Consider the following 23,650-nt stretch of genomic DNA (forward strand, 5'->3'; position numbering starts at 1 on the left):
GAAGAATTATGAAGGTATTCACACAATCAGTAAATTTCTCAGCAGACCAAAAATTAATAGACTTCATTGAGAAAAAAATAGGAGGATTAGAGAAGTTTCATGATAAGATCGTTGATGCAGAAGTGTTTTTAAAAGTGCAAAAAACGAGTGAAAAGGAGAATAAAATAACTGAAGTAAAAATTAATATACCAGGAAGCGAATTAATGGTGAAAAAGCAAACTAAGACCTTTGAGGAAGGTATTAGTGTGTCTGTAGAATCTTTAAAAAGACAGTTGCAAAAATCAAAAGAAAAATCAAAGGATGCCTTAGTCTCATAAAAACGATAAAAAATAATTAAAAAAGTTTTAAAAATTAAAAATTACTTTTTACATTTGCAGTCCGTTAGAAATAGCGGATTGTTTTTTTATAACAAAAGCCGATGTAGCTCAGCTGGCTAGAGCAGCTGATTTGTAATCAGCAGGTCGTGGGTTCGAGTCCCTCCATCGGCTCTAAAAAATAAAAGTTCATTAAAATATTATTTAAGGTTTAGGGGAGATTCCAGAGCGGCCAAATGGGACGGACTGTAACTCCGTTGTCTTACGACTTCGCAGGTTCGAATCCTGCTCTCCCCACTATCTTAATGAAATTTTATTGCGGGAGTAGCTCAGTTGGTAGAGCGTCAGCCTTCCAAGCTGAATGTCGCCAGTTCGAACCTGGTCTCCCGCTCTAAATTCGTTGCCGACATAGCTCAGTTGGTAGAGCGCATCCTTGGTAGGGATGAGGTCACGGGTTCAAATCCCGTTGTTGGCTCTATTTTAGAGTTTATTTGACAAGAGTTTAAAAATAACACTAAATATATTTAACTAAGAATTAAAATTAATAATCATGGCAAAAGGAACTTATGATCGTTCGAAACCGCACTTAAACGTAGGTACTATTGGTCACGTAGATCACGGTAAAACTACTTTAACTGCTGCAATTACTAAAGTATTAGCAGATGCTGGATTTTCTGAGCAGAGAGCTTTTGATCAAATCGATAACGCTCCAGAAGAAAAAGAAAGAGGTATCACAATTAACTCTTCTCACGTAGAGTATGCAACAGCTAACCGTCACTACGCGCACGTTGACTGTCCAGGTCACGCCGATTACGTAAAGAACATGGTAACTGGTGCTGCGCAAATGGATGGAGCTATCTTAGTAGTAGCTGCTACTGATGGTCCAATGCCACAAACTCGTGAGCACATCTTATTAGGTCGTCAGGTAGGTATTCCACGTATCGTTGTTTTCTTAAACAAAGTTGATATGGTTGATGACGAAGAGTTATTAGAGTTAGTAGAAATGGAAGTGAGAGATTTATTATCTTTCTATGAGTATGATGGAGATAATGGTCCTGTAGTTTCTGGTTCTGCTTTAGGTGCATTAAACGGAGAGCAAAAGTGGGTTGATACAGTATTAGAGTTAATGGAAGCTGTTGATACTTGGATCGAAGAGCCACCAAGAGATACTGAAAAAGATTTCTTAATGCCAATCGAGGATGTATTCTCTATTACTGGTCGTGGTACAGTAGCAACTGGACGTATCGAAACTGGTATCATTAATACAGGAGATCCTGTTGAGATTATCGGTATGGGAGATGAAAAATTAACATCTACTGTAACTGGTATCGAGATGTTCCGTCAAATCTTAGATAGAGGTGAGGCAGGAGATAACGCAGGTATCTTATTAAGAGGTATTGAAAAAACTCAAATTAAGAGAGGAATGGTAATCTGTAAGCCAGGTTCTATTACTCCACACGCTAAGTTTAAAGCTGAGGTGTATATCTTAAAGAAAGAAGAAGGTGGACGTCACACTCCATTTCACAACAACTACCGTCCACAGTTCTACGTACGTACAACTGACGTAACAGGTAACATTAACTTACCAGAAGGAGTTGAAATGGTAATGCCAGGTGATAACTTAACTATTACTGTTGACTTAATCCAACCTATCGCATTAAACACAGGTTTACAGTTCGCAATCCGTGAGGGAGGTAGAACAGTAGGAGCTGGTCAGGTAACTGAAATCTTAGACTAATTATAGTTTAATAATAAAGCATAAGGAGTCTCTTTTTAAAGAGAGACTCCTTTAAAATACGGGTTTAGCTCAGTTGGTAGAGCACTGGTCTCCAAAACCAGGTGTCGGGAGTTCGAGCCTCTCAACCCGTGCAAAACTAAAACGAGTTGTGGTGAATACTGCAACTCGTTAAAAGGATAAAATATGAGTAACTTTATACAATACATTAAAGATTCTTTTGAAGAATTAAATACCAACATGACTTGGATTTCTCGTGAAGAAGCTCAAAAGTCTACTGTAGTAGTTGCAGCATTTACAATCGTATTTGCTTTAGCTGTAGCGGGGATAGATAAGGTTTTTCAAACAGGGTTAGATAACTTCTTTAAAATGTTTTAATGATGGCTGATTCGGTGATGAAGTGGTATGTGGTAAGAGCTATTGGAGGTCAAGAAAATAAAGTGAAAACTTACATTGAGACTGAAATTGCTCGTCATGGGTTGTCTGATTTTGTGAACCAAGTAATTGTTCCTACAGAAAAAGTTATTCAAGTAAGAAACGGAAAGAAAATAAACAGAGAAAGAGTTTACTTTCCTGGTTATGTAATGGTTGAGGCTAATTTAGCAGGGGAAGTTCCTCACGTAATTAAATCAGTAACAGGTGTTATTGGTTTCTTAGGAGAAACAAAAGGAGGTGACCCTGTACCAATGCGTAAATCAGAAGTAAACAGAATGCTAGGTAAAGTTGATGAACTTTCTGTTAAAGATGAAAATATTGCAATTCCTTATTCAGTTGGAGAAACTGTAAAAGTAATTGATGGTCCTTTCAATGGGTTTGATGGAACTGTTGAAAAGGTAAATGAAGAAAAGCGTAAGTTAGAAGTAATGGTAAAGATTTTCGGAAGAAAAACTCCATTAGAGTTAAACTATATGCAAGTAGAGAAAATATAATTGTTACACCTATATTTTGATGGGTTTAAGCTTCCAATTTAAACACATCGTTAAATCTTAAACAATGGCAAAAGAAGTAAGTAAATTAGTTAAACTACAAGTTAGGGGAGGTGCAGCGAATCCGTCGCCACCAGTTGGACCCGCTTTAGGTGCTGCCGGTGTTAACATCATGGAGTTCTGTAAGCAGTTTAATGCTCGTACACAGGACAAACAAGGTAAAGTATTACCTGTTGTTATTACAGTTTATACAGACAAATCATTTGAGTTTGTTGTAAAAACTCCACCAGCTGCAGTACAGTTATTAGAAGCGGCCAAAATTAAGAAAGGTTCAGGAGAACCTAATAGGAAAAAAGTAGCAAGCGTTTCTTGGGATCAAATTCGTGGAATTGCAGAAGACAAAATGGTAGATATGAATGCCTTTGAAGTAGAGTCTGCAATGAGAATGATTGCTGGAACAGCTCGTTCTATGGGATTAACAGTAACAGGTGATGCACCTGCTTAAACTTTAAAAGATATTTAGAAATGGCAATTACTAGAAAGCAAAAAGAAGCTCGTGCTAAAGTAGATAGCTCTAAAGTTTATAGCTTACAAGATGCATCAGCATTAGTTAAAGAGATTACAAACGTAAAGTTTGACGCATCTGTAGATTTAGCAGTACGTTTAGGAGTAGATCCTCGTAAAGCTAATCAAATGGTTCGTGGTGTTGTAACATTACCTCACGGAACTGGTAAAGATGTAAAAGTTTTAGCATTAGTTACTCCAGATAAAGAAGCAGAAGCTAAAGAAGCTGGTGCTGATTACGTTGGATTAGATGAGTACCTTCAAAAAATTAAAGGAGGTTGGACTGATGTTGACGTTATTATTACTATGCCAAGCGTAATGGGTAAATTAGGTCCTTTAGGACGTGTATTAGGTCCTCGTGGTTTAATGCCTAACCCTAAAACTGGTACAGTAACTATGGATGTTGCAAAAGCAGTACAAGAAGTAAAAGCTGGTAAAATCGACTTTAAAGTAGATAAAACTGGTATTGTACACGCTGCAATCGGAAAAGCATCTTTCGATGCTGCAAAGATTGAAGAAAATGCAAACGAGTTAATTCAAACATTAATTAAATTAAAGCCAACAGCGGCTAAAGGAACTTATATTAAAAGTATTTTTATGTCTTCTACTATGAGTCCTAGTGTAGCTGTAGATGTTAAAACAGTATCGTAAGGCAGTTAAAACTTTTTAATTATGACTAGAGAGGAAAAATCACAAGTAATACAAGATTTAACAGCACAATTAGCAGATACTAGCACGATCTATTTAGCAGATATTTCTGGTTTAGATGCAGCTACTACATCTAACTTACGTAGAGCATGTTTTAAAGCGAACGTACAATTGGCTGTTGTTAAAAACACATTGCTTTCAAAAGCAATGGAAGCTTCTGATAAAGATTTCGGAGAATTACCAGAGGTATTAAAAGGTAACACTTCAATGTTAATTGCTGAAGCAGCAAATGCACCAGCAAAAGTTATCAAAGAGTTCAGAAAAAAATCAAAAGATCGTCCTTTATTAAAAGGGGCGTATGTAGAAGAGGCAGTTTATATTGGAGATGACCAATTAGATGCTCTTGTAAATATCAAATCTAGAGAAGAACTTATTGGAGATATTATTACCTTATTACAATCTCCTGCTAAGAATGTTGTTTCAGCATTACAGTCAGGTGGAGGTAAATTATCAGGTATCTTAAAGACATTATCAGAAAAATAATTTCGCGCACTAATAAACTAAATAAATAAAATTTTTAAAAAACAATTAAAATGGCAGATTTAAAAGATTTCGCAGAACAATTAGTTAACTTAACAGTAAAAGAAGTTAATGAATTAGCTGATATTTTAAAAGAAGAGTATGGTATTGAGCCAGCAGCAGCAGCAGTAGCAGTAGCAGGACCAGCAGCAGGTGGTGGAGATGCAGCAGAAGAGAAAACTGAGTTTGATGTAATCTTAAAAGCAGCTGGAGGATCTAAATTAGCAGTTGTAAAATTAGTTAAAGAATTAACTGGATTAGGATTAAAAGAAGCTAAAGGTATTGTAGATAGCGCACCAGCACCAATCAAAGAAGGTGTATCTAAAGATGAGGCTGAAGGTCTTAAAAAGTCTTTAGAAGAAGCAGGAGCTGAGGTAGAGCTTAAGTAAGCTATACTCCCGAATTATAGAAAACGGGAAAAAACAATAAAGGTTTAGGTACTAAAGACTCATGTTTTTAGGCCTAAACCATTTTGTGTATATATTCGTTCTTTATTTTTCACATTTTTTGTATTTGTGAATTTACGATTATAAAGTGCTGATTTTTAATCAGTAAGAGCAATTAAAATTGCAGTATTGAAACAATTAAGTTTCAAAAATAATATTTTTAATTAAAAATAGCATCTCTTTTGGCAACGATAAATACTACTGAAAGAATTAACTTCGCGTCATCGCAGTTAGGAGCTGATTATCCAGACTTTTTAGATATTCAGGTGAAGTCTTTTCAAGATTTCTTCCAATTGCAAACTAAAGCTGAAGAGCGAGGAGAAGAAGGTTTGTATAAAACTTTCATGGATAACTTCCCGATTACAGATACACGTAATCAATTTGTATTAGAATTTTTAGACTACTTTGTAGATCCTCCAAGGTATAGCATTCAAGAATGTATCGAGCGTGGATTAACTCACAGTGTACCTCTAAAAGCACGTTTAAAATTATATTGTACTGACCCAGAACACGAAGATTTCGAAACAATCGTTCAAGATGTGTATTTAGGTACAATTCCTTATATGACAAACTCTGGTACCTTTATTATTAATGGTGCAGAAAGAGTTGTAGTGTCACAATTACACCGTTCACCAGGTGTATTCTTTGGGCAATCTTTCCACGCTAATGGAACCAAGTTATACTCTGCAAGAGTAATTCCATTCAAAGGTTCTTGGATTGAATTTGCTACCGATATCAATCAAGTAATGTATGCTTATATTGATAGAAAGAAAAAATTACCAGTAACAACGTTATTCAGAGCCATAGGTTTTGAAAGAGATAAAGATATTTTAGAGATTTTTGATTTAGCTGAAGAAGTAAAAGTTTCTAAAGCTGGATTAAAGAAAGTATTAGGGCGTAAATTAGCAGCAAGAGTATTAAAAACTTGGCATGAAGATTTCGTAGATGAAGATACAGGAGAAGTTGTTTCTATTGAGCGTAACGAAATCATTTTCGACCGTGATACTATCATAGAAAAAGAACATATTGATGAAATAATTGAAGCAGGTGCAAAAACAGTCTTGTTACATAAAGAAGACAATCAGCAAGCAGATTATGCCATCATTCACAATACATTACAAAAAGACCCTACAAACTCTGAAAAGGAAGCTGTAGAGCATGTATATAGACAATTACGTAATGCTGAACCGCCAGATGAGGAAACTGCAAGAGGTATTATTGAAAAATTATTCTTCTCAGAGCAACGTTATAGTTTAGGTGAAGTAGGACGTTTTAGAATGAATACTAAACTTCAGTTAAATGAAGATTTAGATCAAAAAGTATTAACTAAGAATGATATCATTACAATCATTAAGTATTTAATTGAATTAATCAATTCAAAGGCTGAAGTAGATGATATCGATCACTTATCTAATCGTCGTGTTAGAACTGTTGGTGAGCAATTAGCAGGTCAATTTGGTGTAGGTTTAGCTCGTATGGCACGTACTATTCGTGAGAGAATGAATGTTCGTGATAATGAGGTGTTTACTCCAATCGACTTAATTAACGCTAAGACGTTATCTTCAGTAATTAACTCCTTCTTTGGTACCAACCAGTTATCTCAATTTATGGATCAAACAAATCCATTAGCAGAGATTACTCATAAGCGTCGTTTATCAGCTTTAGGACCTGGAGGTTTATCACGTGAAAGAGCAGGTTTCGAGGTTCGTGACGTTCACTATACGCATTATGGTCGTTTATGTCCGATTGAAACACCTGAAGGACCAAACATTGGACTTATTTCTTCTTTAGCGGTTTATGCTAAAGTAAATAATATGGGATTCATTGAAACTCCATACAAAAAGGTAGATAATGGTTCAGTCTCTTCTGAAGAACCAATTTATTTATCAGCAGAAGAAGAAGAAGGAATGAAAATTGCTCAATCTAATTTACCAGTAGCAAATGATGGTAAAATAGAGAGCGAAAGAGTTATTGCACGTGAAGAAGGAGATTTTCCAGTGGAAAACCCTGAAGCAATTAATTATATGGACGTTGCTCCTAATCAAATTGCTTCGATTTCGGCATCATTAATTCCTTTCTTAGAGCATGATGATGCGAACCGTGCACTGATGGGATCGAACATGATGCGTCAAGCAGTTCCATTATTACGTCCAGAGTCTCCAATTGTTGGTACTGGTTTAGAACGTAGAGTAGCAAAAGATTCTCGTATCTTAATCAATGCTGAAGGAGCAGGAGTTGTAGAATATGTAGACGCCAATAAAATAACAATTAAGTACGATAGGACAGAAGAAGAGCGCATGGTTAGCTTTGATTCTGATGAAGTGTCGTACGACTTAATTAAGTTTAGAAAAACAAACCAAGGTACTAATATCAACTTAAAACCGATTGTAAAAGTAGGTGATAGAGTAGAAGAAGGTCAAGTACTTTGTGAAGGATATGCAACACAAAAAGGAGAATTAGCTTTAGGTAGAAATATGAAAGTAGCCTTTATGCCTTGGAAAGGGTATAACTTTGAGGATGCGATTGTGATTTCTGAAAAAGTAGTTCGTGAAGATATCTTTACTTCTATTCATATTGATGAATATTCATTAGATGTTCGTGATACTAAATTAGGAGCTGAAGAATTAACAAACGATATTCCTAATGTTTCTGAAGAGGCTACAAAAGACTTAGATGAAAATGGAATGATTCGTATTGGAGCAGAAGTAAATCCTGGTGATATTTTAATTGGTAAAATTACACCAAAAGGAGAATCTGACCCTACCCCAGAAGAAAAGTTATTACGTGCTATCTTTGGTGATAAAGCAGGAGATGTAAAAGATGCATCATTAAAAGCGTCTCCATCATTAAGAGGAGTTGTAATTAACAAAAAATTATTCAAACGCGCAGTAAAAGATAAGAATAAGCGTGCTCGTGATAAAGAAGCAATAGCAGCTTTAGAAGCATCTTATGTGTCTAAGTTTGAAGAATTAAAAGATGTTTTAGTTGAAAAGTTATTCAACTTAGTATCAGGAAAAACTTCTCAAGGAGTGTATAACGACTTAGGAGAAGAAGTATTGCCAAAAGGTAAAAAGTTTACACAAAAAATGTTAAACTCTGTAGAAGACTTTACACATTTAAGTGGAACTTGGACTACTGATAAAGACTTAAATCAATTAGTTGTAGAATTAGTTCACAATTACAAGATTAAAGTAAACGACCTACAAGGAGTTTTACGTCGTGAGAAATTTACAATCTCTGTAGGAGACGAATTACCAGCTGGTATCTTAAAACTTGCTAAAATTTACGTAGCTAAGAAGCGTAAGTTAAAAGTAGGGGATAAGATGGCAGGACGTCACGGAAACAAAGGTATTGTTGCACGTATTGTACGTCAAGAAGATATGCCTTTCTTAGAAGACGGAACACCAGTAGATATCGTATTAAACCCATTAGGGGTACCATCTCGTATGAACATTGGTCAGATTTATGAAACTGTTCTTGGATGGGCAGGTCAAAAATTAGGTCAAAAGTATGCAACACCAATTTTTGATGGTGCAAAAATTGATCAAATCAATGCTTTAACTGATGAAGCAGGAATACCACGTTACGGACACACATATTTATATGATGGAGGTACAGGTAAACGTTTCGATCAGCCTGCAACGGTAGGAGTAATTTATATGATTAAGTTAGGTCACATGATTGAAGATAAGATGCACGCGCGTTCTATTGGACCTTACTCATTAATTACTCAGCAACCATTAGGAGGTAAAGCACAGTTTGGAGGTCAGCGTTTTGGTGAGATGGAGGTATGGGCACTTGAAGCATATGGTGCATCAAGTATCTTACGAGAAATCTTAACTGTTAAGTCTGATGATGTATTAGGTAGAGCAAAAACTTACGAGTCTATCGTTAAAGGAGAAGCAATGCCAGAACCAGGTTTACCAGAATCATTTAACGTATTAATGCACGAACTTAAAGGTTTAGGATTAGACGTTAAATTAGAAGAATAATCACAGTGAAATGTCTCAGAGTGTAAGCTCTGAGGCAAATCATTTTTTCAATATCAGTCTTATTATAAGACATTTATTTTTAATTCGAATCCATTATCATGGCAAGAAAAAACGAAAAATACACTGTTAAGAAGTTTAACAAAATTTCAATAGGTTTAGCATCACCTGAGTCTATTTTAGAGGCTTCTAAAGGAGAGGTGTTAAAACCAGAAACTATAAACTACCGTACACACAAACCAGAAAGAGATGGATTGTTTTGTGAGCGTATCTTTGGTCCTGTAAAAGACTATGAGTGTGCGTGTGGTAAATATAAAAGAATTCGATATAAAGGTATCGTTTGTGACCGTTGTGGTGTTGAAGTTACTGAGAAAAAAGTACGTAGAGATAGAGTAGGTCATATTAACTTAGTAGTACCAGTTGCACATATTTGGTACTTTAGATCATTACCTAACAAAATGGGATACCTTTTAGGGTTACCATCTAAGAAGTTAGATATGATTATTTACTACGAACGTTACGTAGTAATTCAACCAGGTATTGCTAAGAATGCCGAAGGAGAACCATTACAAAAAATGGACTTCTTAACTGAGGAAGAATACTTAGATATCGTAGATGAGCTTCCACAAGAAAATATGTATTTAGAAGATTCTGACCCTAATAAGTTTATCGCTAAAATGGGTGCAGAGTGTTTAATTGATTTATTAGAAAGAATCGATTTAGACGAGTTATCATACCAATTGCGTCATAAAGCAAACACTGAAACTTCTAAGCAACGTAAAAATGAAGCATTAAAGCGTCTAAATGTTGTAGAAGCATTCAGAGATTCTCAAAAAAATAGAGAAAACAATCCAGAATGGATGATTATGAAGGTAATTCCGGTTATTCCACCAGAATTACGTCCATTAGTACCATTAGATGGAGGTCGTTTTGCTACTTCTGACTTAAATGATTTATATCGTCGTGTAATTATCCGTAACAATCGTTTAAAACGATTAATGGAAATTAAAGCACCAGAAGTAATTTTACGTAATGAAAAACGTATGTTACAAGAATCAGTAGATTCATTATTTGATAACACACGTAAATCATCAGCTGTAAAAACAGAGTCTAACAGACCATTAAAATCATTATCTGATAGTTTAAAAGGTAAGCAAGGACGTTTCCGTCAAAACTTATTAGGTAAGCGTGTTGATTACTCTGCACGTTCGGTAATTGTTGTTGGACCAGAATTAAAATTATACGAATGTGGATTGCCAAAAGATATGGCAGCTGAATTGTACAAACCTTTCGTTATTCGTAAGTTAATCGAAAGAGGAATTGTTAAGACAGTTAAATCTGCAAAGAAAATAATTGACAGAAAAGAACCAGTTGTTTGGGATATCTTAGAAAATGTAATTAAAGGACACCCTGTTTTATTAAACCGTGCCCCTACCTTACACCGTTTAGGTATTCAAGCTTTCCAACCAAAATTAATTGAAGGAAAGGCAATTCGTTTACACCCATTAGTATGTACGGCATTTAACGCCGATTTTGATGGGGATCAAATGGCGGTTCACTTACCATTAGGACCAGAAGCAATTTTAGAAGCACAGTTATTAATGTTAGCTTCTCATAATGTTTTAAACCCTGCAAATGGAGCACCAATTACGGTACCATCTCAGGATATGGTTTTAGGGTTATATTATATGACAAAAGAAAGAAAGTCAACTCCAGAAGTACCTATTAAAGGTGAAGGGTTAACTTTCTATTCTCCAGAAGAAGTAACTATTGCTTATAATGAGGAGCAAGTAGACTTAAATGCTGGAATAAAAGTAAGAACTAAAGACTTTAACGAGAATGGTGAGTTAGTAACTCAATTAATAGAAACTACTGTTGGTAGAGTATTATTTAACGAAGTGGTACCTGAACAAGCAGGGTATATTAATGAGGTATTAACAAAGAAATCATTACGTGGAATTATTGGTAATATCCTAAAAGTAACAGATATTCCATCAATAGGTAAGTTCTTAGATGATATCAAAGGAATGGGGTATAAATTTGCCTTCCAAGGTGGTTTATCTTTCTCATTAGGAGATATCATTATTCCGGAAGAAAAACATACCATGATTGCTGAAGCGAACGAAGAAGTGGATGGAATTGTTATGAATTATAACATGGGTATGTTAACGCAAAAAGAACGTTATAATCAGGTAATTGATGTTTGGGGATCTACCAACAACCGATTAACTGAATTATCTATGAAGCGTTTACGTGAAGACCAGCAAGGGTTTAACTCAGTATTTATGATGTTAGATTCTGGAGCACGTGGTTCGAAAGAGCAGATTCGTCAGTTAACTGGTATGCGTGGATTAATGGCAAAACCTAAAAAATCGACCGCAGGAGGTGGAGAAATTATTGAAAACCCAATTTTATCGAACTTTAAAGAAGGGTTATCAATTTTAGAATACTTTATCTCTACGCACGGTGCACGTAAAGGACTTGCCGATACCGCATTAAAAACAGCCGATGCAGGATATTTAACACGTCGTTTAGTAGACGTATCTCAAGATGTTATCGTAAACGAAGAAGATTGTGGTACATTAAGAGGATTAGAAGTTTCTGCCTTAAAGAAAAACGATGAAATCGTTGAACCTTTAAGTGAAAGAATTTCAGGACGTACAGCATTATATGATGTTTATGCTCCAACTACAGATGAATTATTAGTTGAAGCAGGAGAGTTGATTACTCCAATTTTAGCTGACAAAATTGAAGCATCAGGCGTAGATAAAGTTGAAGTTCGTTCAGCATTAACATGTGAATCTGAAAGAGGAATTTGTGAGAAATGTTACGGACAAAGTTTATCAACAGGTCAAAAAGTTCAAAGAGGTGAAGCAGTTGGTGTAATTGCTGCACAGTCTATTGGAGAACCAGGTACACAGTTAACATTACGTACATTCCACGTTGGAGGGGTAGCAGGAAACATTTCTGAAGACAATAAGTTAATCGCAAAATTCGACGGTTCTGTAACTATTGATGACTTACGTACTGTAAAAGGTAAAGATTCAGCAGGCGAAGAAGTAGATATCGTAATTTCTCGTACTGCAGAAATTAAAATTACTGATAAGAAAACAGGCATCGTATTAAGTACTAACATAATTCCTTACGGTTCTATTATCTTTGATAAAGAAAGAAAGACGATCAAGAAAGGAGATGCAGTATGTCAATGGGATCCATTTAACGGAGTTATTGTTTCTGAATTTGGAGGTAAAGTTAAGTTCGACAATTTAGAACAAGGAATTAACTATTCTGTAGAAGTCGATGAACAAACAGGATTCCAAGAAAAAGTAATAACAGATTCTAAGAATAAAAAAATCATTCCTTCATTAATTATTGAAGATGCTGATGGTAATGCTTTACGTTCGTATAGTTTACCTGTAGGAGCTCATTTAATGGTAAATGATGGAGATAAAGTAGAAACTGGTAAAACATTAGTTAAGATTCCTCGTAAGTCTGGTAAAGCAGGAGATATTACAGGAGGTTTACCACGTGTAACTGAGTTATTCGAAGCGCGTAACCCTTCTAACCCAGCTGTAGTAGCACAAATTGATGGAGTTGTGTCATTTGGTAAGATTAAGCGTGGTAACCGTGAAATTATTATCGAATCTAAAACAGGAGAGATTAAGAAATACTTAATTAAGTTATCTAATCAAATCTTAGTTCAAGAAAACGACTTTATCAAAGCAGGAATGCCATTATCTGATGGAGCAATTACTCCTATTGATATCTTAAATATCAAAGGACCTTCAGCAGTTCAAGAATACTTAGTAAACGAGATCCAAGAAGTATACCGTTTACAAGGGGTAAAAATTAACGACAAGCACTTTGAAGTAGTAGTACGTCAAATGATGCGTAAAGTTAGGATTATTGATTCAGGAGATACTTTATTCTTAGAAAATCAATTAGTTCATAAAACGGATTTCATCAAAGAAAATGATGCTATTTACGGAATGAAAGTTGTTGAAGACTCAGGAGATTCTGCTAACTTGAAACCAGGACAAATAGTTTCAGCCCGTCAATTAAGAGATGAAAACTCTTTATTACGTAGAGAAGATAAAAACTTAGTAGTAGCACGTGATGCTCAACCAGCAACAGCTGAGCAAGTATTACAAGGTATTACAAGAGCATCGTTACAAACGAAGTCATTTATCTCAGCTGCATCATTCCAGGAAACAACTAAAGTATTAAATGAAGCCGCTGTAAATGGTAAAATTGATACCTTAGAAGGATTAAAAGAAAACGTAATTGTTGGTAAACGTATACCAGCAGGTACAGGAATGAGAGCTTACGAAGATATCGTAGTTGGACCTAAGGATGAGATTGAACAAAGTTTATAAAAACTTAAGTTTATAAATAATATCAAGGGTTTAGAGTTCTTAGAACTCTAAACCCTTATTTTTTTAACTAAAATATATTAAGAGACTTAATTATGGAAGACAATAAGAAAGAGCCGCAATTAAATATAGAGCTAGACCAAGAAATAGCAGAAGGAACGTATAGTAATTTAGCTATTATAAACCATTCAGTTTCTGAGTTTATAGTAGATTTTATTAATATTATGCCAGGAGTTCCTAAGGCAAAAGTAAAATCAAGAATAATCTTAACACCACAGCATGCTAAACGTTTATCGAAAGCATTAGCAGATAATATTCGTAAGTTTGAACAAGCACATGGAGAAATAAAAGATTATGAGCAACCACCAATTCCAATGAACTTTGGTGGAACCACAGGGGAAGCTTAAAAAAAAATCGTCTATATAGACGATTTTTTTGTTTTAAAAACCTTCTGAAAGCTCTTTTAAAGCTTTTAAATCGGTTATAAAAATTTCTTTACCCTTTAAATCAATTAGTTTTTTCTTTTTAAACTCTGAAAGTAAACGAATAGCACTTTCCGTTGCTGTTCCAATAATATTAGCCATATCTTCTCGAGATAAATTAATATTTATAGAGCCATTTTCGTTCTTGTCAAACTTAGAGTCTAAAAGCAAAAGAGTAGCAGCTAAACGTTGTTTTACGGTTTTTTGAGCCATATCTACTATAATATCATCTGCTTTCTTTAAAGAATTGGCCATTTTTTTCAAAATGTCCATAGAAAAGTTAGAGTTGTTTTCTAAATCTCTAATAATTTCTTCTTTAGGAATAAAACATACTTCCATATCATTAACGGCAATAGCTTTTAAATTGGAAGCTTCATTGTTAATCAAACTTCGCTCTCCTAAAATATCTCCTTTTTTTATTAAATGAATAATTTGGTCTCTACCATTATCACTCATTTTAGACACTTTACAAACACCGTCTTTAACACAAAAAACACCATTTATGTATTCGCCTTCATCAAAGAGAACTTCTCCTTTTTTTATTTTTTTAGACGTTTTACATCCTGTTATTCTTATCAATTCATCTTTTGTTAAAGCCTTTAAAGAATTAAATTCTCTGATGATACATTGCTCACACTTGCTCATAGATATGCCCTTTTTTTTGCTACTCAAATATACGGAAAACCTGACAATTATCATGTTTTAATTTGAGATGTTATCCGACATTTGTACTAGGCAAAAGAGTAAATATGGAAAGCACAACATGTTTTCATTGTGGTAACGAGTGCGACACAAAAACAATTACAAAAGAAGATAAATTTTTCTGTTGTAATGGATGCAAAACGGTTTATGAAATTTTTTCAGAGAACGATTTAACTTGTTATTACGATTTTCAAAACAACCCAGGAGCAATACCTGAAGAGATACAAGGAAAATATGATTTCTTGGATAATGAATCCATTGTAGATAAACTATTAGAGTTTAACGATGGTAATGTACAAGTGGTAAATTTATACATTCCACATATACATTGTAGTTCATGTATTTGGGTATTAGAAAACTTACACAAACTACAAGAGTTTGTATCTTCATCTCAAGTTAATTTCCCAAAGAAAACAGTACGAATTACTTACAATTCCGAAAAAACATCACTTAAAGAAATAGTATTACTATTAAGTTCTATTGGTTATGAACCTTACATAAGCCTTGAAGATTATGAGGTAGGGAAAAAGAAGGTAGACCGTAGTTTAATTTATAAACTAGGAATAGCAGGTTTTGCTTTTGGAAATGTTATGTTTTTATCATTCCCGGAGTATTTTGAAGTATCAGAATATTGGTTAGAGCAATACAAAGGAATCTTCCGTTGGTTAATGTTTATATTTTCGTTACCTGTAGTGTTTTATGCTGGAGTTGATTATTTTATTTCAGCATACAAAGGAATTCGCTCTAAAATTTTAAACATTGATGTTCCTATTGCTCTTGGAATTTTAGTGCTATTTGTACGTAGTACAGCAGAGATTATGTTGGATTTAGGGACAGGCTTTTTTGATAGTTTAACAGGGCTAGTGTTCTTCTTATTACTAGGGAAGTTTTTTCAACAAAAAACTTATAATTTCTTGTCATTCGAACGCGATTACAAATCGTACTTCCCAATTGCAGTAACAAGAATAACTACGGATAAAAAAGAAGAAAACACGCAAATCTATGATGTCAATAAAGGAGACAGATTATTAATTAGAAACCAAGAATTAATTCCTGTTGATGGAATTTTAATTAATGGAGAAGCGAAAATAGATTACAGCTTTGTTACAGGTGAGGCTGTACCTGTAAATAAAAAGTCAGGAGATAAATTATTTGCAGGAGGAAAGCAACTGTCAGGAAGTATAGAGATGGAGGTACTAGCTTCGGTTTCACAAAGCTATTTAACACAGTTGTGGAGTAATGATGTATTTCAAAAAGATAAAAATTCATCGTTTAAAACGCTAACTGATAAAATCAGTAAGAATTTTACCATCATCGTATTGTCAATAGCGTTTTTGTCTACAGCATTTTGGTTATACTATGATTCAAGTGTAGCATTAAACGTATTTACGTCAGTACTAATTATTGCATGTCCTTGTGCCATAGCCTTAGCAGCACCGTTTACTTTAGGGAATATCCTACGAATCTTTGGGAGAAAGAAATTTTATTTAAAGAATGCTACAGTAGTAGAACAATTAGCAGCTATAAACTCAATTATTTTTGATAAAACAGGTACGCTTACCACCAATAAAGAAAATACGATAACATATAAAGGTGAAGATCTAAATAAACTCCAAAAAGCGATATTAAAAAGCTCATTAAGAGCCTCAAATCATCCACTAAGTAGAATGTTATATGCTTCTTTAGAAGAAGAAATGTTACCAGTTGATAATTACCAAGAGTATGTAGGAAAGGGAATTGAGACAAGTTATCAACAAACAAGATTAAAAATAGGTTCGTCTTCTTTTGTAAAAAATGCAGAAGAACGATTAAATTTTGATACTTCTGTTCATATTAGTGTTAACGAAGAGTATAAAGGAAAGTTTGTGTTTAAAAATGCTTATAGAAAAGGAGTTGAAAACCTGTTTTCAAGCTTAAATAAAAAATATGAATTATCTGTAGTTTCTGGAGATAATGAAGGGGAAAAGAAGTTTTTAGAAGAGTTATTACCTAAAGAAACAACATTTTTATTCAATCAAAAACCGCAAGATAAGCTACATTATGTAGAGGAACTACAAGAAAAAAACAAAAGTGTATTGATGATTGGTGACGGATTAAATGATGCAGGAGCGTTAGCTCAAAGCAATGTAGGAATAGCTTTATCGGAAAATATCAATGTGTTTTCACCTGCTTGCGATGCTATTTTAGATGCCACAAAGTTTAGTGAAATAGGAAACTATATAAAAGCATCGCAAAAAGCGATAAAAATTATTAAGTATTGTTTTTTATTATCTTTAATGTATAATGTTGTTGGACTTTATTTTGCGGTAACGGGGCAGTTGATGCCAGTAATAGCAGCTATTTTGATGCCGTTGAGTTCAATTAGTGTAGTAGTATTTACAACAATAGCTACCAATATTTTAGGTAGAAAAATAAAATAAAAAGATGCAGATTAATAAATATATAGATCATACTTTATTAAAACCTACAGCAACTAAAGCAGATATAGTAAAGCTGTGTAATGAGGCCAAAAAATATAACTTTTATGCAGTTTGTGTAAATGGATGTTATGTAGAATTGGCAGCTAAAGAGTTAAAAGATTCGGATGTAAAAATAGCAGCTGTAGTAGGTTTTCCTTTAGGAGCAATGACTACCAAAACTAAAATTTTTGAAGCCAAAGAATGTATAAAAAATGGAGCTTCTGAAATAGATATGGTTATTAATATTGGTAAGTTGTTAGATGGTGAAGAAAATTATGTAGAAAAAGAAATTCGATTGATTAAAGAAGAAATAGGAGAAAATATATTAAAAGTAATTTTTGAAAACTGTTATCTATCTAAGGAACAAATAAAAATAGCAAGTCAATTAGCGGTAGAAGCCGGGGCTGATTTTGTAAAAACATCTACAGGTTTTGGTACTGGAGGGGCTACTTTTAAAGATGTAGCGATAATGGATAGTGTTGTAGATGGAAAAGCACAGATAAAAGCAGCTGGTGGTATTAGAGATATTGAAACAGCTAAGAGGTACATAGAAATGGGAGTAACTCGTTTAGGAACCTCGTCAGGTGTTTCATTAGTAACGAGTGGTATTTCAGATAAGAATCAGTATTAAAATAAGTTTTTAATAACTCAAAATCTAAAAGAACAAAGAATGAGCGTACATATAGAAGCAAAGAAAGGAGAAATAGCAGAAACTGTTTTATTACCAGGTGATCCTATGCGCGCAAAATGGATAGCAGAAACATTTTTAGAAAATCCAACGTGTTACAATGATGTTCGTGGAATGCTAGGTTTTACAGGGACGTATCAAGGAAAGCGAATATCTGTTCAAGGAACTGGAATGGGAATTCCTTCCACATTAATTTATTGTCATGAATTAATTACAGAGTATGGAGTTAAAAATTTAATAAGAGTAGGTTCAGCTGGTTCTTATCAAGAAGATGTAAAAATTAGAGATATTGTTATAGCCATGGCAGCATCGACAAATTCTGGATTAAATACCATACGTTTCAACGGAGCCGACTATGCGCCGACAGCAAGTTTTGAACTATTCCAAAAAGCAGTTGATGTAGCAAAAAACAAAGGAATTCCGCTAAAATCAGGAAATATTTTAAGTTCAGATGAGTTTTATGCTGATGAATTTGAAAGCTATAAAAAGTGGGCAGATTATGGGGTGCTTTGTGTTGAGATGGAAACAAATGGATTATATACTGTTGCAGCAAAACACAAAGTAAATGCACTGTCAATTTTAACCATTTCAGATAGTTTAGTTACTGGAGAAAGAACAACCGCTGAAGAAAGAGAACAAACCTTTAAAGAAATGATTGAAATCGCTTTAGAATTGGCTTAATCGTCATTTTAAAAGGTTTTGATGAAGAATGAAACAAAACAGTAGCATAGAATATGAATTCACTTATTCAAAAATATAATATTCCAGGACCAAGATATACAAGTTATCCAACCGTTCCGTATTGGGAGAATGATAGCTTCTCAAAAGAAAAATGGATTAAAACTTTTAAACAATCGTTTATCGAAAGTAACTCATCAGAAGGAATTAGCTTATATATTCACTTACCATTTTGCGAGAGTTTATGTACGTTTTGTGCATGCCATAAACATATAACAAAACGTCATGAAATGGAAGATCCGTATATAGAAACTGTTTTAAAAGAATGGAAGTTATATGTTAATTTGGTAGATGAAACACCTATAATAAAAGAAATCCATTTAGGAGGAGGGACTCCAACATTCTTTTCAGAAAAACAATTAAAAAGATTAATTGATGGGATTTTTATGAACGCAGAAAAACATCCCAATCATGAATTTAGTTTTGAAGGGCATCCAAACAACACCACAAAAGAACACCTACAAACTTTGTATGACTTAGGATTTACACGAGTAAGTTTTGGAGTACAAGATTATAATCCAAAAGTACAAGAAGCAATTCATCGAATTCAGCCTTTTGAAAATGTTCAAAACGTACATAATTGGGCAAAAGAAATAGGATATACATCTATCAGTCACGATTTGGTATTTGGACTTCCGTTTCAAACCAAGGAAAATGTAATTCATACTATTAATAAAACAAAAGAGCTAGAACCTGATAGAATTTCGTTTTATAGTTATGCGCATGTTCCGTGGGTAAAAGGAGTTGGACAGCGAGGATTTAATGAAGATGACCTACCAAAAAATGAAGAAAAGCGAGAGTTGTATGAAATAGGAAAGAAATTGTTTGCAGAAATGGGTTACATAGAAATAGGAATGGATCATTTTGCATTACCTACTGATAGCTTGTATGAAGCCACAAAAAAGAAAACGTTGCATCGTAATTTTATGGGGTATACCGCCAATAAAACACAATTAATGATTGGTTTAGGAATGTCGTCAATATCTGATTCTTGGTACGGGTTTGCACAAAATGTAAAAACGGTAAAAGAGTATGAAAGCGTTGTAAACGAAGGAGAAATTCCTGTGTTTAGAGGGCATATATTATCTGAAGAAGATTTAAAAATTAGAAAACATATTTTAAATATCATGTGTCACTTTTCCACTTCGTGGGAAGAAGAGCAGTTACAGATTGAAAATATAGAAACACATATAGAAAAATTAGAAGAAATGATGGCTGATGGTTTGGTTTCTATAAAAGGGAGTAAGTTAACCGTTCCAGAAAAGGCAAGACCCTATGTGCGTAATATTTGTATGGCATTTGATAAAAAGTTACACAAAAAACAACCTGAAACCCAACTGTTTTCAATGACAATTTAAACAACAAATAACTCGAATATTTTTCTTCGAGTTTTTTTGTGTAAAAAACTTGAAACATGACAAAAGTCATATTTTAAGAAAATCTTCACAAGTATCTTTGAACTATAATTATCAGGCAAGATATGAGCGTTATTTACTTACTATTATCACTAAGTATTTTAGTGGCTATTATTTTTTTTATAGCATTTATTGTTTCAGTAAAAAAAGGGCAGTACGATGATTCGTACACGCCGTCGGTTCGCATGTTGTTTGATGATGAATTGGTAAAAGAGGAAACAAAGAACTAACAATTAACAATAGATATTAAATTCAAATAGATTATGGAAATGCAACAATTTTATTACGATAATAAGATCGTAAAAAAATTCATCTACGCAACCTTACTATGGGGAATAGTAGGTTTTTCAGTGGGATTGTTATTGGCTTTTATGTTTTTATTCCCAAATTTAACTGACGGTATTTCGTGGTTAAGTTTTGGACGTTTAAGACCATTACATACGAACGCAGTAATTTTTGCATTCGTTGGAAATGCCATTTTTGCAGGAGTTTACTACTCACTACAGCGATTACTGAAAGCCCGTATGGCGAGTGATTTTTTAAGTAACTTTAACTTTTGGGGATGGCAGTTAATAATTGTTGCAGCAGCCATAACACTTCCGCTAGGGTATACCACTTCAAAAGAATACGCTGAATTAGAATGGCCAATCGATATTGCCATAGCCCTAGTTTGGGTGGCTTTTGGTGCTAACATGATTTGGACAATCTTACAAAGAAGACAACGTCATTTATATGTAGCAATTTGGTTTTACCTAGGAACTTTTGTAACCGTAGCAGTATTACATATTTTTAATAGTTTAGAGTTGCCAGTAAGTTTCATGAAAAGTTATTCTGTGTATGCAGGGGTTCAAGATGCACTGGTACAATGGTGGTACGGACACAACGCTGTGGCATTCTTCTTAACGACTCCGTTCTTAGGATTAATGTATTACTTTGTTCCTAAATCGGCTAATCGTCCAGTATATTCATATAGATTATCTATTGTGCACTTTTGGTCATTAATTTTTATCTACATCTGGGCAGGGCCTCACCACTTATTATATACATCATTACCAGATTGGGCTCAAAATTTAGGAGTTGCGTTCTCAGTAATGTTAATTGCACCATCTTGGGGAGGTATGATTAACGGATTGTTAACTCTTCGTGGAGCTTGGGATAAAGTAAGAGTAGATCCAGTATTAAAATTCATGGTAGTTGCAATTACAGGTTATGGTATGGCAACTTTTGAGGGACCAATGTTATCATTAAAGAATGTAAATGCAATTGCGCACTTTAGTGATTGGATTATCGCTCACGTACACGTAGGAGCCTTAGCTTGGAACGGATTCTTAACTTTCGGTATGTTATACTGGTTAGTACCAAGAATGTTCAAAACAAAATTATATTCTACAGCATTGGCTAACTTCCATTTCTGGATTGGAACTTTAGGTATTATTATGTATGCGCTACCAATGTATGTTGCAGGATTTGTACAAGCTTCAATGTGGAAACAGTTTAATCCAGATGGAACGTTAACTTATGGTAACTTCTTAGAAACAGTAAACGAAATTATTCCAATGTATTGGATGCGTGCTATTGGAGGAAGCTTATTTATCCTTGGAGCATTTGTAATGTTATATAACATTGTTAAAACGGTAAGATCAGGAAGTGGAGTAACAGATGAACTAGCAGAAGCAGCGGCATTAACAAAAGTATCTAAATACAGAACTTCTAAAGAAGGTTGGCATACTTGGTTAGAAAGAAGGCCTGTAAAATTAACTATATATGCTACAGTGGCGATTTTAATAGGAGGAGTTGTTCAAATTATTCCAACATTATTAGTAAAATCTAATATTCCAACAATAACAAGCGTACAACCTTATACTCCTCTAGAATTAGAAGGTAGAGATATTTATATCCGTGAAGGATGTGTGGGATGTCACTCACAAATGGTACGTCCATTTAGATCGGAAGTAGAACGTTATGGAGAATTTGCAAAAGCAGGAGAGTTTGTATACGACCATCCGTTTTTATGGGGTTCTAAACGTACAGGTCCAGATTTATTAAGAGTTGGAGGAAAGTATAACGATAGTTGGCATTTAAATCATATGTATGATCCACAAAGTACATCTCCAGGATCTATTATGCCAGCATACCAATGGTTAGTAAGAAATAAGTTAGATAAGAGTGATACCGAAAGCAAAATGAAAGCAATGGTTAGCTTAGGAGTTCCTTATACGGAAGAAGATATTGCAAATGCACAAACAAGCATGGAAGAGCAAGGAGCTAAAATTCAAGAGAACTTGTATGCTGATCCAGACTTTGCAACAAACTATGAAGCAGATAAAAAGTATGCTCAAGAAAATGGACAAACTTTCATAGAAATGAAAGATAGGGAAATCGTAGCCTTAATCGCTTATTTACAACGATTAGGTACCGATATTAAGATTAAAGATGTTCAAGACCAATTAAGCGCTAAAAACTAGAAATTATGTTAAAGTTTGTAAAAAATCATATGGAAACTATTGCAGGTATTGAAATATACCCAATTATTTCACTAACCATATTCTTTACATTTTTTGTAGTGTTGTTTTGGTGGGTATTTACAGCCAAGAAAGAATATATAAGTAGGGTAAGTGAATTGCCTTTAGATAATTAGTAAAATTTAAAAAGATGAAAAAATATTTTCAGTCTATAGTATATATCATTTTTGTTGCAGTAACCTTTTTTGCTATTGCTACTGCAATTAAATCATATCAAAATCCATTTAGTCTATATGAACACCCATTAGTTTGGATAGCGATTGTAGGGCTTATAACTGTTGTCGTTTTAAAAGAAGTTTTAAATATTGTGGCTCAGCAAAGAGCAGAGCAACTTCAAATGGAAAAAGATGGAATTAAACCAGAAGAAGTTGATAAATGGGCTTGGGCTAAAAAACTTATTAGTAAATGGACAGAGGCTAAAGCAATTGAGCAAGAAGATGAAATTATTCTTGATCATAATTATGATGGAATTAAAGAGTTAGACAATAACTTACCACCATGGTGGCTATATATGTTCTATGCAACAATCATTTTTGCAGCAGTATATTTAGTAAGATATCATGTATTAGGAGCAGATAACCAAGAAATGGAGTATGCTCAAGCAGTAGCAGAAGCTAAAAGAGAATTAGCAGCATTTAAATCAAACTCAAAGGAAGCTATTATTGATGCTGAAACTGCTACAGTATTAACTTCTGATGCCGATTTAAGTAGAGGTAAAGCTGTATTTAATTTAAACTGTGCAGCATGTCATATGGCTGATGGAGGAGGAGGTATAGGACCTAATCTGACAGATGAGTATTGGATTTTAGGAGGAGGAATGAAGAATATTTTTAATACAGTTGCTAATGGAGGTAGAGACGGTAAAGGTATGGTTGCTTGGAACAAAACATTAAAACCTAAAGACATTCAAAAGGTTGCGAGTTATATAATTTCTTTACAAGGAACTACTCCAGCAAAACCAAAAGAACCTCAAGGAGAGTTATATAAAGAAGAAGGTCAAGCATCAACTGTTGCAGAACCAGTAGAAGAGCAAGTAAAAGATAGTATTCAATAAAAAAATAGAAGTTACA

Annotated in this window: 20 protein-coding genes and 5 tRNA genes; 24 read left to right on the top strand and 1 reads right to left on the bottom strand. The window is 34.1% G+C overall.

What is annotated here, in order from left to right:
- Positions 1 to 8: 8 nt before the first annotated feature.
- From hpf to AC3VJB_RS00930, 16 genes are all read left to right on the top strand, one after another.
- The gene (hpf, locus tag AC3VJB_RS00855; protein ID WP_047790102.1) at positions 9 to 317 is read left to right on the top strand and encodes a ribosome hibernation-promoting factor, HPF/YfiA family; all 309 of its coding nucleotides are present in this window, start codon (positions 9 to 11) and stop codon (positions 315 to 317) included.
- 97 nt (positions 318 to 414) lie between these two features.
- Positions 415 to 488: transfer RNA gene (locus AC3VJB_RS00860), tRNA-Thr, on the top strand.
- A 40-nt stretch (positions 489 to 528) separates the two neighbouring features.
- A tRNA-Tyr gene (locus AC3VJB_RS00865) sits at positions 529 to 611 on the top strand.
- Between the two features lie 21 nt (positions 612 to 632).
- Positions 633 to 705, top strand: a tRNA-Gly gene (locus AC3VJB_RS00870).
- Between the two features lie 11 nt (positions 706 to 716).
- A tRNA-Thr gene (locus tag AC3VJB_RS00875) sits at positions 717 to 789 on the top strand.
- 75 nt (positions 790 to 864) lie between these two features.
- Positions 865 to 2,052: an elongation factor Tu gene (gene tuf, locus AC3VJB_RS00880; protein ID WP_047790103.1), complete on the top strand. Its 1,188-nt coding sequence runs from the start codon at positions 865 to 867 to the stop codon at positions 2,050 to 2,052.
- Positions 2,053 to 2,110: 58 nt separating this feature from the next.
- Positions 2,111 to 2,183 (top strand) — tRNA-Trp (locus AC3VJB_RS00885).
- A gap of 52 nt (positions 2,184 to 2,235) precedes the next feature.
- Positions 2,236 to 2,427 carry a preprotein translocase subunit SecE gene (secE, locus tag AC3VJB_RS00890; protein ID WP_073184511.1) on the top strand — a complete coding sequence of 64 codons (192 nt, stop codon included), beginning with the start codon at positions 2,236 to 2,238 and terminating at the stop codon, positions 2,425 to 2,427.
- Positions 2,428 to 2,429: 2 nt separating this feature from the next.
- Positions 2,430 to 2,978, top strand: coding sequence for a transcription termination/antitermination protein NusG (gene nusG / locus AC3VJB_RS00895; protein WP_047790161.1), 549 nt, complete (start codon positions 2,430 to 2,432; stop codon positions 2,976 to 2,978).
- Between the two features lie 64 nt (positions 2,979 to 3,042).
- A complete protein-coding gene (gene rplK, locus AC3VJB_RS00900; RefSeq protein WP_047790105.1) occupies positions 3,043 to 3,480 on the top strand; it encodes a 50S ribosomal protein L11 in 438 nt (145 codons plus the stop codon).
- A 20-nt stretch (positions 3,481 to 3,500) separates the two neighbouring features.
- On the top strand, positions 3,501 to 4,190 hold the full coding sequence (gene rplA, locus AC3VJB_RS00905; RefSeq protein WP_047790106.1) for a 50S ribosomal protein L1: 690 nt from the start codon (positions 3,501 to 3,503) through the stop codon (positions 4,188 to 4,190).
- A 21-nt stretch (positions 4,191 to 4,211) separates the two neighbouring features.
- Positions 4,212 to 4,730 (top strand): 50S ribosomal protein L10, encoded by a 519-nt coding sequence (gene rplJ, locus AC3VJB_RS00910; protein ID WP_047790107.1) that lies wholly within the window; start codon positions 4,212 to 4,214, stop codon positions 4,728 to 4,730.
- A gap of 50 nt (positions 4,731 to 4,780) precedes the next feature.
- A complete protein-coding gene (gene rplL, locus AC3VJB_RS00915) occupies positions 4,781 to 5,155 on the top strand; it encodes a 50S ribosomal protein L7/L12 (protein ID WP_047790108.1) in 375 nt (124 codons plus the stop codon).
- A 239-nt stretch (positions 5,156 to 5,394) separates the two neighbouring features.
- Positions 5,395 to 9,204, top strand: coding sequence for a DNA-directed RNA polymerase subunit beta (gene rpoB, locus AC3VJB_RS00920; RefSeq protein WP_047790109.1), 3,810 nt, complete (start codon positions 5,395 to 5,397; stop codon positions 9,202 to 9,204).
- Between the two features lie 98 nt (positions 9,205 to 9,302).
- Positions 9,303 to 13,577, top strand: coding sequence for a DNA-directed RNA polymerase subunit beta' (gene rpoC, locus AC3VJB_RS00925; RefSeq protein ID WP_047790110.1), 4,275 nt, complete (start codon positions 9,303 to 9,305; stop codon positions 13,575 to 13,577).
- Positions 13,578 to 13,669: 92 nt separating this feature from the next.
- On the top strand, positions 13,670 to 13,981 hold the full coding sequence (locus tag AC3VJB_RS00930; RefSeq protein WP_047790111.1) for a DUF3467 domain-containing protein: 312 nt from the start codon (positions 13,670 to 13,672) through the stop codon (positions 13,979 to 13,981).
- Between the two features lie 33 nt (positions 13,982 to 14,014).
- Here AC3VJB_RS00930 and AC3VJB_RS00935 read toward each other — a convergent pair whose 3' ends face one another.
- On the bottom strand, positions 14,015 to 14,701 hold the full coding sequence (locus AC3VJB_RS00935; RefSeq protein WP_159493735.1) for a Crp/Fnr family transcriptional regulator: 687 nt from the start codon (positions 14,699 to 14,701) through the stop codon (positions 14,015 to 14,017).
- 104 nt (positions 14,702 to 14,805) lie between these two features.
- Here AC3VJB_RS00935 and AC3VJB_RS00940 point away from each other — a divergent pair, with 104 nt between their 5' ends.
- The 8 genes from AC3VJB_RS00940 to AC3VJB_RS00975 all read left to right on the top strand — a co-directional run bounded on the left by AC3VJB_RS00940 (position 14,806) and on the right by AC3VJB_RS00975 (position 23,634).
- Entirely contained in the window at positions 14,806 to 17,178 is a 2,373-nt protein-coding gene (locus AC3VJB_RS00940; RefSeq protein ID WP_437824004.1) for a heavy metal translocating P-type ATPase, read from the top strand.
- Positions 17,179 to 17,182: 4 nt separating this feature from the next.
- Positions 17,183 to 17,848 (top strand): deoxyribose-phosphate aldolase, encoded by a 666-nt coding sequence (gene deoC, locus AC3VJB_RS00945; RefSeq protein WP_047790114.1) that lies wholly within the window; start codon positions 17,183 to 17,185, stop codon positions 17,846 to 17,848.
- A gap of 39 nt (positions 17,849 to 17,887) precedes the next feature.
- Positions 17,888 to 18,586 carry a purine-nucleoside phosphorylase gene (gene deoD / locus AC3VJB_RS00950; RefSeq protein ID WP_159613869.1) on the top strand — a complete coding sequence of 233 codons (699 nt, stop codon included), beginning with the start codon at positions 17,888 to 17,890 and terminating at the stop codon, positions 18,584 to 18,586.
- 53 nt (positions 18,587 to 18,639) lie between these two features.
- Positions 18,640 to 20,001, top strand: coding sequence for an oxygen-independent coproporphyrinogen III oxidase (gene hemN, locus AC3VJB_RS00955; protein WP_437824006.1), 1,362 nt, complete (start codon positions 18,640 to 18,642; stop codon positions 19,999 to 20,001).
- A 122-nt stretch (positions 20,002 to 20,123) separates the two neighbouring features.
- Positions 20,124 to 20,288 carry a cbb3-type cytochrome oxidase assembly protein CcoS gene (gene ccoS / locus AC3VJB_RS00960; protein ID WP_073184498.1) on the top strand — a complete coding sequence of 55 codons (165 nt, stop codon included), beginning with the start codon at positions 20,124 to 20,126 and terminating at the stop codon, positions 20,286 to 20,288.
- Positions 20,289 to 20,321: 33 nt separating this feature from the next.
- On the top strand, positions 20,322 to 22,523 hold the full coding sequence (ccoN, locus tag AC3VJB_RS00965) for a cytochrome-c oxidase, cbb3-type subunit I (RefSeq protein WP_497666629.1): 2,202 nt from the start codon (positions 20,322 to 20,324) through the stop codon (positions 22,521 to 22,523).
- A gap of 5 nt (positions 22,524 to 22,528) precedes the next feature.
- Positions 22,529 to 22,696 carry a cytochrome c oxidase subunit IV gene (locus AC3VJB_RS00970; RefSeq protein ID WP_047790117.1) on the top strand — a complete coding sequence of 56 codons (168 nt, stop codon included), beginning with the start codon at positions 22,529 to 22,531 and terminating at the stop codon, positions 22,694 to 22,696.
- A 14-nt stretch (positions 22,697 to 22,710) separates the two neighbouring features.
- Positions 22,711 to 23,634 (top strand): cbb3-type cytochrome c oxidase N-terminal domain-containing protein, encoded by a 924-nt coding sequence (locus AC3VJB_RS00975; RefSeq protein WP_047790118.1) that lies wholly within the window; start codon positions 22,711 to 22,713, stop codon positions 23,632 to 23,634.
- Positions 23,635 to 23,650 lie beyond the last annotated feature (16 nt).

This window comes from Tenacibaculum sp. TB-53, assembly GCF_059716285.2.

What these genes read in the sequence shown, in the direction of transcription:
- AC3VJB_RS00935 (WP_159493735.1), bottom strand. Translation starts at nt 14,701, where the DNA reads ATGAGCAAGTGTGAGCAATGTATCATCAGAGAATTTAATTCTTTAAAG.
- rplK (WP_047790105.1), top strand. Translation starts at nt 3,043, where the DNA reads ATGGCAAAAGAAGTAAGTAAATTAGTTAAACTACAAGTTAGGGGAGGT.
- nusG (WP_047790161.1), top strand. Translation starts at nt 2,430, where the DNA reads ATGGCTGATTCGGTGATGAAGTGGTATGTGGTAAGAGCTATTGGAGGT.
- rplL (WP_047790108.1), top strand. Translation starts at nt 4,781, where the DNA reads ATGGCAGATTTAAAAGATTTCGCAGAACAATTAGTTAACTTAACAGTA.
- ccoN (WP_497666629.1), top strand. Translation starts at nt 20,322, where the DNA reads ATGGAAATGCAACAATTTTATTACGATAATAAGATCGTAAAAAAATTC.
- rpoC (WP_047790110.1), top strand. Translation starts at nt 9,303, where the DNA reads ATGGCAAGAAAAAACGAAAAATACACTGTTAAGAAGTTTAACAAAATT.
- rplJ (WP_047790107.1), top strand. Translation starts at nt 4,212, where the DNA reads ATGACTAGAGAGGAAAAATCACAAGTAATACAAGATTTAACAGCACAA.
- AC3VJB_RS00940 (WP_437824004.1), top strand. Translation starts at nt 14,806, where the DNA reads ATGGAAAGCACAACATGTTTTCATTGTGGTAACGAGTGCGACACAAAA.
- hpf (WP_047790102.1), top strand. Translation starts at nt 9, where the DNA reads ATGAAGGTATTCACACAATCAGTAAATTTCTCAGCAGACCAAAAATTA.
- rplA (WP_047790106.1), top strand. Translation starts at nt 3,501, where the DNA reads ATGGCAATTACTAGAAAGCAAAAAGAAGCTCGTGCTAAAGTAGATAGC.
- AC3VJB_RS00930 (WP_047790111.1), top strand. Translation starts at nt 13,670, where the DNA reads ATGGAAGACAATAAGAAAGAGCCGCAATTAAATATAGAGCTAGACCAA.
- ccoS (WP_073184498.1), top strand. Translation starts at nt 20,124, where the DNA reads ATGAGCGTTATTTACTTACTATTATCACTAAGTATTTTAGTGGCTATT.
- AC3VJB_RS00975 (WP_047790118.1), top strand. Translation starts at nt 22,711, where the DNA reads ATGAAAAAATATTTTCAGTCTATAGTATATATCATTTTTGTTGCAGTA.
- deoD (WP_159613869.1), top strand. Translation starts at nt 17,888, where the DNA reads ATGAGCGTACATATAGAAGCAAAGAAAGGAGAAATAGCAGAAACTGTT.
- tuf (WP_047790103.1), top strand. Translation starts at nt 865, where the DNA reads ATGGCAAAAGGAACTTATGATCGTTCGAAACCGCACTTAAACGTAGGT.
- secE (WP_073184511.1), top strand. Translation starts at nt 2,236, where the DNA reads ATGAGTAACTTTATACAATACATTAAAGATTCTTTTGAAGAATTAAAT.
- AC3VJB_RS00970 (WP_047790117.1), top strand. Translation starts at nt 22,529, where the DNA reads ATGTTAAAGTTTGTAAAAAATCATATGGAAACTATTGCAGGTATTGAA.
- hemN (WP_437824006.1), top strand. Translation starts at nt 18,640, where the DNA reads ATGAATTCACTTATTCAAAAATATAATATTCCAGGACCAAGATATACA.
- deoC (WP_047790114.1), top strand. Translation starts at nt 17,183, where the DNA reads ATGCAGATTAATAAATATATAGATCATACTTTATTAAAACCTACAGCA.